Genomic DNA, 515 nt, shown 5'->3' on the forward strand with positions numbered 1-515 from the left:
GCGAAAGTTAGAAAGGGGCGCCGGATGTGGGGGGGGCTGGAGAAGAGCCGGCGCCGCAAGAAGGCCCCCGCCGTCCCCACCGGGCGGAGCTGAGCCATGGCGGACGGCTTTCCCATCGAGGGCTATGCCTGCCTGTTCGACGTGGCCGATCTCGGCCGCGACCTGGTGCTGCCCGGCGCCTTTGCCGCCAGCCTCGCCCGGCAGGGCGCGGGGGGCGTGCGGCTGCTCTACCAGCACGATCCGGCCGAGCCCATCGGGGTGTGGACCGAGGCATTCGAGGACACGCGCGGCCTCTATGTGCGCGGCCGCCTCTCCCCCGACGTGGCCCGCGCCCGCGACTGCGCGGCGCTGATCCGCGACGGGGCGCTGGACGGCCTCTCCATCGGCTTCAAGGCGGTGGAGGCGCGCACCGATCCGCGCACCCGCCTACGCCGGCTTTCGCGCATCGACCTGTGGGAGGTGTCCATCGTCACCTTCCCCATGCAGCCGGGGGCGCGCATCGCCCGCCCGCCGGC

At 74.0% G+C, this 515-nt stretch carries 1 protein-coding gene; it reads left to right on the plus strand.

Annotated elements, in window-relative coordinates; translation table 11 throughout:
* Positions 1-96: 96 nt before the first annotated feature.
* A partial coding sequence (locus tag K9U41_RS23080) for an HK97 family phage prohead protease (protein ID WP_282643169.1) occupies positions 97-515 on the plus strand: 419 nt, incomplete at its 3' end.

Source organism: Xanthobacter autotrophicus (assembly GCF_029991245.1).
Taxonomy (GTDB): domain Bacteria; phylum Pseudomonadota; class Alphaproteobacteria; order Rhizobiales; family Xanthobacteraceae; genus Xanthobacter; species Xanthobacter autotrophicus_C.